8 protein-coding genes are annotated in these 9,062 nt (G+C 58.4%); all 8 read right to left on the bottom strand.

What is annotated here, in order from left to right; translation table 11 throughout:
• On the bottom strand, window positions 1-451 hold a 451-nt coding region (locus tag ACW8F6_RS17650; RefSeq protein WP_491577206.1), incomplete at its 3' end, for a 3-methyl-2-oxobutanoate hydroxymethyltransferase.
• Between the two features lie 12 nt (window positions 452-463).
• A complete protein-coding gene (locus ACW8F6_RS17645) occupies window positions 464-1,144 on the bottom strand; it encodes a deoxynucleoside kinase (protein ID WP_491577205.1) in 681 nt (226 codons plus the stop codon).
• 29 nt (window positions 1,145-1,173) lie between these two features.
• Entirely contained in the window at window positions 1,174-1,659 is a 486-nt protein-coding gene (folK, locus tag ACW8F6_RS17640) for a 2-amino-4-hydroxy-6-hydroxymethyldihydropteridine diphosphokinase (RefSeq protein ID WP_491577204.1), read from the bottom strand.
• Window positions 1,660-1,664: 5 nt separating this feature from the next.
• Window positions 1,665-3,017 carry a polynucleotide adenylyltransferase PcnB gene (gene pcnB, locus ACW8F6_RS17635; protein WP_491577203.1) on the bottom strand — a complete coding sequence of 451 codons (1,353 nt, stop codon included), beginning with the start codon at window positions 3,015-3,017 and terminating at the stop codon, window positions 1,665-1,667.
• 736 nt (window positions 3,018-3,753) lie between these two features.
• Window positions 3,754-5,145 (bottom strand): sigma-54-dependent transcriptional regulator, encoded by a 1,392-nt coding sequence (locus ACW8F6_RS17630; protein ID WP_491577202.1) that lies wholly within the window; start codon window positions 5,143-5,145, stop codon window positions 3,754-3,756.
• 52 nt (window positions 5,146-5,197) lie between these two features.
• Complete coding sequence (locus ACW8F6_RS17625; protein WP_491577201.1) at window positions 5,198-8,149, bottom strand: ATP-binding protein; 2,952 nt, start codon at window positions 8,147-8,149, stop codon at window positions 5,198-5,200.
• Complete coding sequence (locus tag ACW8F6_RS17620) at window positions 8,139-8,321, bottom strand: hypothetical protein (protein ID WP_491577200.1); 183 nt, start codon at window positions 8,319-8,321, stop codon at window positions 8,139-8,141. The genes ACW8F6_RS17625 and ACW8F6_RS17620 overlap by 11 nt, the downstream gene beginning before the upstream one ends.
• A gap of 80 nt (window positions 8,322-8,401) precedes the next feature.
• Window positions 8,402-9,062 (bottom strand): glutamate--tRNA ligase family protein (locus ACW8F6_RS17615; protein ID WP_491577199.1); only part of this gene is annotated, 661 nt, incomplete at its 5' end.

Here is a 9,062-nt window from a genome sequence, read left to right as displayed (position 1 = left end):
GTCCCAGGTGGCCGCACACGGGAATGCCGCGCTCGGTTAGCTTATGGACGGTGTCGGCCACCCATTCGCCACCTTCGAGTTTTACCATGTGTGCGCCCGCTTGCATGATGCGCGTGGCGTTGGTGAAGGCAAGCTCGGTGGTGGCGTAGCTCATAAAGGGCATGTCGCCCATAATCAGCGATTTGCTGTTGCCGCGGCGCACGGCTTCAACGTGATAAATCATTTGCTCCATGGTTACCGGAATGGTGGAGTCGTAACCCAGTACCGTCATGCCGAGCGAGTCGCCCACCAGCAATACCTGCACGCCGCAGCGCTGGGCCATGGCCGCCATGGGGGCATCGTAGAGCGCGACAGTGACAAATTTTTCGCCCTCGGCTTTCATCTTGCGAAGGGTGTTGACACTAATCAGTTTCGACAGCGCCGATTCTTGCGTGGGTTTTCCGTAGGGCATGGGAGCCTCCCGTTACAGCTTGGGCGTGGGGTTGTAGTAGTGCCGACCAGATTTGATGTTGAGCAAATAGTCCACCAGTTGGGCGTAGTGGTCGGCATTGGAAACTAGGTCTAAATCGGTGGCGTTTACAATGAGCAGGGGCGCGTCGTCGTAAAAGTGAAAAAAGCGCATATAGGCGTCGTTTAGCCGGTTTAAGTAGTCGTGACTGATTAGCTGCTCGACTGCACTGCCGCGATTTTTCACCCGCTGAAGTAACACTTCGGTTGGCGCTTGCAAATAAATCACCAGCTCGGGTTTTGGGTTGTCAAAGGTCAACTTGTCGTAAACCTGTTGGTATAACTGGAATTCGTCGTCATCCAGAGTTACCTGGGCAAACAACTGGTCTTTTTCCATTAAAAAATCGGATACCCGCACCGGCTCAAAGAGGTCGTCCTGCTTGAGGTCGCGCAATTGCTGTGCCCGTTGAAACAGGAAAAATAATTGGGTGGGCAGCGCACTGTGTTTCGGGTCGCGGTAGAAGCGTTCCAGAAACGGGTTTTCGCGCGTTTGCTCCAGCAGTGTGTCGTAATTGAAGGTTTGCGCCAAATGTTTGGCCAGCGTAGTTTTCCCAACACCAATGGGGCCCTCCACCGAAATGAATCGCGGCAGGGTGTATTGGCTTAAATCCAGTTGCAGGTCAAAAAATTCGGTCACTGCGGTATCCTCGTTACAGGCGCGCTTGGCTAGCCTTCAGGCAAGCGCGACAGGCCCTTCATCGTACAGTGTGTTAAAAGGGATGCAAGTGTCCGGCCGTCCGGCAAGCAAGCCTCTGGCCAGATGTCGTGCAGCGGATAGAGCACAAAATTTCGCTCACACAGGTAGGGGTGCGGCACGGTCAGGCGCGGCAGGTCGATGGCCTGCTGTCCATAGAGCAACAGATCTAAATCGAGCGTGCGGGGCCCCCAGCGCACCGTGCGCGTGCGCCGATGGGCGTGCTCGATGGCCTGCAGCGCATCCAGTAAGGGCAGCGGCGCCAGTTGGGTGCGCAGCAGCGCGCAAGCGTTTAAATAGTCAGGTTGTTCGGGCCCCACCGCCACGCTTTGGTACACCGGCGAGGCGGCCAGGAGCCTGGTCTCTGGCAGTGCGGCCAGCGCTTTGAAGGCGCGCGCGAGCTGGGCGCCTGGGTTGTCCAGGTTGCTGCCCAGGCCAATGGCACAAAGGGTGCCCACGGCGCTTACTCCTGGGGCTTGGCGGGTTTTTTACGGGGGCTGCGGCGCCGGTTGCGCTGGCGCGGGCCGCCGAGTTTTTGCACCATCTGCTCGCGACCATCGTCGGTTGTGGCTTGGAACTCAGTCCACCACTGGCCCAGGCCGTCAAATTTTTCACCGGCGCTCTCGCGCAGCAATAGGAAGTCGTAGGCCGCGCGAAAACGCGGGTGGCTGGCCACGGCAAAGGCGCGCTTGCCACTGCGGTTGGGCAGGCGCAATTGCAGGTCCCAAATTTCGCGCATGGGAATTAAAAAGCGTTTGGGGATGGCGATGGCAGCCAGCTGCTGCCCCACAACGGCGCTGGCTGCCTGATTGAGTGCCACGGGTGCCGTGAGGTTATTGTCTGCCATCAACTGCGCTTGGGCGCGGGCGACGGCGGGCCACAGTAAAGCCGCGAAAATAAAGGCCGGGGTCACGCGCTGTTCGTTGCGTATGCGTTTGTCGGTATTTACCAGGGCGTGCTCGATCAGCTTTTCAGCGATGGGGTCGCCCGATTGCAAGACGGCATCGGTTTGCGCAAACAGGTGCGGCAGTAGCTGGTAATCGCGCAGCAGCGAAAAGGTGGCGGTGGCAGAGCCGGCCATAAACAACTTCAGGCACTCGTCAAACAGGCGCGAAGAAGATACTTGGCTTAGCAGCTCGGCGTTGGCAGCGATGGGGGCTGCTGTGTGCTTTTCGATGGTAAAACCCAGTTTGGCGGCGAAGCGGATCGCGCGCAGCATGCGCACCGGGTCCTCTTTATAGCGCGTAGCCGGGTCGCCAATCATACGGATTTGGCGCTGGTCCAAATCCTCCATGCCGCCCTCGTAATCGTGGATGGTGAAATCCGCCGAGGTGTAATAGAGGGCATTGATGGTGAAATCGCGGCGCGCGGCGTCGGTTTCCAGGGTGCCAAACACGTTATCGCGCAGCAGCATACCCGAGTCCGCTTGGTGGGAGTCGCGTTCGCTTTCAGATTCGGTGTGGTTGTCGCGGAAGGTGGTTACCTCCAGTAACTCTCGGCCCATGCGCACATGCACAATTTTAAACCGCCGGCCAATGATACGGGCGCCGCGAAACAGGCTGCGCACCTGCTCAGGTGTCGCATTGGTGGCCAGGTCGAAGTCTTTGGGGTGGCCGCCCAGCAGCAGGTCGCGCACGCCGCCCCCAACCAAATAGGCTTCGTAGCCTTCATCGTGCAGTCGCTTCATGGCAGACAGCGCCCCCCGGCTGATATTCGCGCGGGAAATGCTGTGCTGGTCGCGGGGTACTATCCGTTTTTCTTGGGCGCGCGGACGGCCCGACGAGGAAGTTAGCAGGGAGAACAGTCGCTTCAGCATAGGTGCAAGATCAAAGGGCCATATTAAAAGAAGGCGCGAGTTTACCATGGTCGCGGCATTTCGCTTACATTCTGTGGGATCTGCGGGGGAAATAGCTGGATTTAGGCACTAAGACGCCAGAAAGCAAAACGGGAAAGCCTTGGCTTTCCCGTCAAATTCTGTGTTACGTCCACATTAGTTATGCTTATTAGGTGGTGCTTCCCTGCCCGGTTCGGCAATTTGCTTACTGGCAAACCCTCTCCTAGTTTTGTAGTCAGTTAAATCGCTATCTTATTATTATTTGTTGTTCTTATTAGTTATTTCTATCTTTTTTATTATTTGTTGTTGTTATTAGAGTATTTCGCTTTTCTTATTATTTGTTGTTTTTATTATTGGGTTACGTTTTGTTTTTATTATCTATTGTTCTTATTCTGGCTCTGTCTAATACATTTAGCGTGCCAACTTTGAAAAATATAATAAAAACAAAGAGTTATCTGTCTTGGAATAAAAAGGCGGGATGGCGATAACCGTTAATTCGTTACCGTTACGCTCGTTACACGTTACATTTCTATGACAAGGTAACACTTGAGCGGATCAGCGGGTTTGCACAAATTTTGATCATGGGCTACCGGAAGATTTAGACGCCATTGGGCAGGGGCGTGCGGTTGTTGCGTTAGGTGCTGGTGCTGCCCGGAGGCGAGTCGTATACACCCTAGGTGCAGGCATAAAAAAGGCCACTGAGTGGCCTTTGGGACGATTAGCGGGCGGTGGCTTTTTTGCGGGGGATACCCAGGCGCTGGCGGCGCTCCCACAGGCACTTGCGGCTGACGCCCAGCTTCTTGGCCAGCTCGGTCTCGCTCATGGTGTCTTGGTGCTCGAGTACAAAACGCTGGAAGTAATCTTCCAGGGACAAGTCTTCGGCGGGGTCTTCTTTGGATTTTCCCAGCAGCTTGCGCGGCTGCAGGTCGTCGGGTTCATCGTCGTCGTCCAGCTCCACCTCCACCAGGTCTAAATCTATTTCCAGCAGCTGGTGGCCAATTTCTTTTTCATCGTTGCACAGGATGATGGCGCGCTGAATGGCGTTTTCCATCTCGCGCACATTGCCGGGCCATATATAGGTGGTAATGGCCTGAATGGCCTCGGGCGATAGCGACAGCGGTGGCTTGCCGAATTGGGCGCAAAAACGCGTCAGCATGTGTTCGGCCAGCAGCAGAATATCGCGCCCGCGCTCGCGCAGTGGCGGCAGGGTGAGCTGAACTACGTTAATGCGGTAGTACAAATCCTCGCGGAACTTGCCCTCTTGGGCCAGTTTGCGCAGATCTCGGTGGGTGGCCGCCACCAGGCGCACGTCCACTTTGCGCGATTCCACCGAGCCAATGGGGCGCACTTCGCCCTCTTGCAGTACCCGCAGTAGACGGGCTTGGGCCTCCAGTGGCAGTTCGCCGATTTCATCCAGGAACAGGGTGCCGCCGTCGGCGGCCGCGACCAAACCTTCGCGCTGGCTGGCGGCGCCGGTAAAGGCGCCTTTTTCGTGGCCAAATAATTCGGATTCAATCAGGGTTTCGGGGATGGCGGCGCAGTTAACAGAAATGAGGGGCTTGTCGGCGCGGGGGCTCTCGGCGTGAATGGCCTTGGCCACTAACTCTTTACCGGTGCCCGTTTCGCCGTGCACCAGCACGGTGGCGCCGGTGGGTGACACCTTGTGGATCTTGGCGTACAGGGCTTTCATCACATTGGAGCTGCCGATCATGCTGGCCACGCCAGCCTGGTTCTCGGCCGGTGCCTGGCGGGCCGCGCGATTGGCTTTGCCGATGACCCGCTTAACAGCGGCCAGCATTTCATCGTGGTCGAAGGGCTTGGCGATGTAGTCCACTGCGCCCATGCGCATGGAGTCCACCGCCGAGCGCAGACTGGCGTAGCTGGTCATGATCAGCACGGGAACTTCGCCCGAGAGGGTAATCAGGTCGGTGCCCGGTGCGCCCGGCAGGCGCAGGTCGCTGATAATGAGATCAAAGCTGGTGAGGTTGTGCTTGCTGGTGGCTTCCTTGACCGAACCGGCCTCGCTCACCACGTATTTGTTGCGCTCGAGCAATTTGCGCAACGCCATGCGGATGATGGGTTCGTCTTCAACGATCAGGATATGGCTCATGCTGTTTCTTTTCGCTACACGTTAACGGGCTAGTGTTACCAACCCTGCGTTGTTATGCAAGGGGAAGGCGTATATCAAAGCGGGTTCCCCGGCCTGTCTCTGTATCCACTGGGCTGGTGACCGTCAGGCTGCCTTTGTGGTCTTCCACAATGGAGTAGACCATGGCCAGGCCCAGCCCCGTGCCCTGGCCTGGCTCCTTGGTGGTAAAGAAGGGTTCCATGATGCGGTCCATCAGTTCGGGCGGAATACCAGAGCCTTCATCTTCCACGCTGACCACCGCGTGGCCGCCGTCTTCATCGCTCCACAGGCACACTTCGGCGCCCTCGGGGCTGGCGTCGCGGGCGTTCGACAGCAGGTTGACGAACACTTGTATCATCCGCTGGCTGTCGCCCAGCAAATTAATGTCTGGGTCGATATGGTTGGTAAAGGTCACCTGCTGCTTGTCCTTTTGCAGGGAGATCAAGTGAATGGCCTCCTGCGCGCAGGTGTGAATGTTCATGGGTTCCACCAGCCGCTCTTCGCCGCCACCTGAGTGCGAGAAGCTCACCAGCGAGTGCACGATGCGCGACACCCGGTCGGTCTGGCTTAAAATCTGATCGGCGGTGGCGTGCACCTCTGGCTCTTGCGAGTCGTAGTGCAAATTCTGCGCAAGGCAGGCAATGCCGGTGATGGGATTGCCAATTTCGTGGGCCACGCCGGCCGCCAGCCGGCCCACCGAGGCCAGCCGTTCGCTGTGCACCAATTCCTGCTCCAACAGCTGAGTTTCGGTCACGTCTTCCAACAGGATGACCTGGCCGTCAAACAGGCCATCTTCTGCCTCGGTTTGCTCGAGCAGCGCTTTGTGCAGGCTGATCCAGTGGGTGCGGTGGTTGATTTCCACGCTTTGCTTGTAGCGGTGGTTGTCTTCGCTGTGGGCAAAGCTGCGCATCAGATTACCCCAGGGCTCGGCCAGATCTTCCAGGCTTGAACCGGTGATGTGCAACGAATCAATGCCGGTCAGGCGCTCCATCGCGTCGTTCCACATCATGATTTCGCCATCCTGGCCCAGCGAACAGGCGGCCATGGGCAATAGTTGCAAGGTCTGGCGATGGTAGAGGCGCAGCTTGTTCAGTTCGGCGGCCATACCCGTGAGGTGCGATTGCAATTGCCCCAGGCGGTTTTCCATCAGATTGATGTCCGCCGTATGGCGCTGTTCGGACACCGCGTAGGGAATGCAGCGGTCCAGAATATCGTTGGCAATACCGATACCCATCAGGCCCGACAGGTTTGCCTCAATTTGGTCGCGCAGGCGACGCAGGGCGTAGGGGCGGCGTTCGTCGATGGTGAGCGATAACTGGTTTAGTGCCCGGGTCACTTCGTCGCGGGCGGATTGGGGCCCGAGTACATCGCCCAAGCGCTCGCGGAATTCCCGCGCCGAGCGCAATTCCAGCGACAGTCGCAGCGGCTGCGACAGCTCGTCGTCGGCACAGATGTCCGCGCTGAAACGCTCGTCCTCGCCCTGACTGGTGAGCAGTGACAGGAGCACAAAGACCAGGGTGTTGGCGCCCAGCGAAATAAGCGTGATTTCGCTCCAGTAGTTAATGCCCACGGGCAGATCGGTGGCTAGCAGCGGCAGCTGGTATACCGAAATATCCATCAGCGACGGGAAGAACAGGCCCACCGCCCAGATACCGGCGCCGGTGGCCAGGCCGCAGGCGGCGCCCAGTCGATTGCCGCGCGGCCAGTAGGCGACCGCGGAAATGGCGGGTAAAAATTGCAGGGTGGCGATAAACGCCATCAGCGCGAGCTGCGCGAGGGAGAAGTTGTTGTCCAGCCACAGGTAGAGCGCAAACCCCAGCAGGAACACGATGCCGATGAGCACTCGGCGCAACCACATAAGGCGGGCGTAGATGTCGGTCTGGTAGCTCATCTGCAGCAGCGGCAGCAGCCAGTGGTTTAGCAGCATGGTGGCCATGGCCAACGCAATGACCACCATGGCGCCGGTGGCGGCAGAGAGCCCGCCCACGAAGGCCACCAGGGTCAGCGCCGGGGCTTCGCCAAAAATGGGTACGCCCAGGGTAAAGTACTGGGCCGGCAGTGGCACGCCCAGCTCAAAGCCGGCCCACAAAATCGGGAACACCGGCAGCGCCATCAGCAGCAAGAACAGAGGGAAGGCCCAACTCACCGTCTGGGTGGTGTGCTGCATGGGGTTTTCCACCACACTCATGTGAAAAATGTGGGGCATGGCCACGGCGGTGGCAAAAAACACCAGCATTAAGGTGGAGCTGGCGGAGTCTTTCATGGGGTTGTGCAGCAGGGCGATGTTTTCCGGGTGGTCTAGCAGCCACTGATCCAAGCCTGCGATACCGTCGAACACATTGAACACGGCAAACAGCCCAACCGCGCAGATGGCACACACCTTTAGCAGCGACTCGAATGCCATGGCGGTGATCATGCCGCGGTGCTGTTCGCGGTTGGAGCCAAACATACTGGTGAAGGTGGCCAGCAGCGCGCAGTACATAAAGGCCAGCACCTGCTTGAGGGTAATACCCGACTCCGCCAGTCCCAGCGACGGCAGACTGTCGACGGTGATAATGCGCAGGGTGTCGGATACCGCCTGAATCTGTAGGGCCAGTAGCGGTAACACGCCCAGTAACATGCACAGGGTGGTGAGCGCGCCCAGCAGGTTGCTGTGGTAGCGAAACACCAGTAAGTCGGCCAGGGAGTGAATCTGGTAGCGGCGCGCCAGATCCGCCAGCGGGCGAATGGCGACCGGCGCGAACAGGAACAGGGCCCCAGTGCCCAGGTAATAGGCCAGCGCGCCGTAGCCGTATTGAAAGGCGAGGTCCACTACGCCGTAAAACGACCAGGCGCTGGCAAATATACCCAGCGACAAAATATAGGTGAGGGGGTGGCGGATGACCTTATCGGGTATCCAGCCGTTTTCTGTGATCCAGGCAATGCCAAAAATCAGCAGCAAGTAGCCCACACACAGCAGCGATATTTCTGTCAGGCTAAAGGTCATTGCGCTTCGACTTGCCGGCGGCTTGGATAAAGTAAGCAATCACTATCACTAATACCCATAAAATAAAGGGGCGGTACCAGGAGCCATCCGGATTGATCACCCAGCCAAACAGCGTGGGCGAGAAGATGTAGGCCACCAGCAAAAGTAAAATAATGAGGCGTTGATTGGGCATGAATAAGGGTCTTTGCGCGCAAGCGGCCCATGGTAAGTGTCGCTTAACAGCTTGGCAACGGGCCGGCGGGCTTTTGTTGGTCAGCGACTAAACAGCGGGTCTGTACAGCTGGGCTGGCGCGGCACCCGATCGATGGCCCAGTGCGCGCAACCCCAGGCCAGCAATTCCGCCACCGGCGCGTTGGCCAGGGCCGTCGGTGGCTCTTGGCCCAGTATTCTTAGGGCGTGGTAGAGATTACTGCTCGGGGTGTCGAGGTCGAGCGCCGGCGCGTGGTTTTGTTTGCTCAGTTTCTGGCCTTGCAGGTTGTTAATAACCGGAATGTGGGCCCACTGAGGGGCCGGTGTGCCCAGAAGTGCAAAAAGCGCCTGTTGGCGAGCGCTTACTTCGAGCAGGTCGGCGCCGCGCACCACATGGCTGATGCGCTGGTGAATGTCGTCCACCACCACCGCCAATTGGTAGGCGTGCAGGCCGTCTTTGCGCTTGAGAATGGTATCGCCAAAATCCCGGGCGGGCACCTGACACTGCGGGCCCTGAATGCCATCGTTAAAGGTGACGGCCAGCTCGGGCTCCGGCAGATGCAGTCGCAGGGCCGTGGATTCGTGAGCCGCCGGCGGGTGCTGCCGGCAGTGGCCATCGTAGACCCGTCCGAGCGATGTCAGTCGCTGGCGGTTGCAGCTGCAGGGGTAGAGCAGCTGTTGCCGGTGCAGCTGCGCCAGAGTTTGCTCGTAGGCGGCCAGCCGC

Source organism: Simiduia sp., from assembly GCF_058345725.1.
Note: the sequence above shows the minus strand (reverse complement) of the source record. Positions and strands in the feature narration are given on the sequence as shown.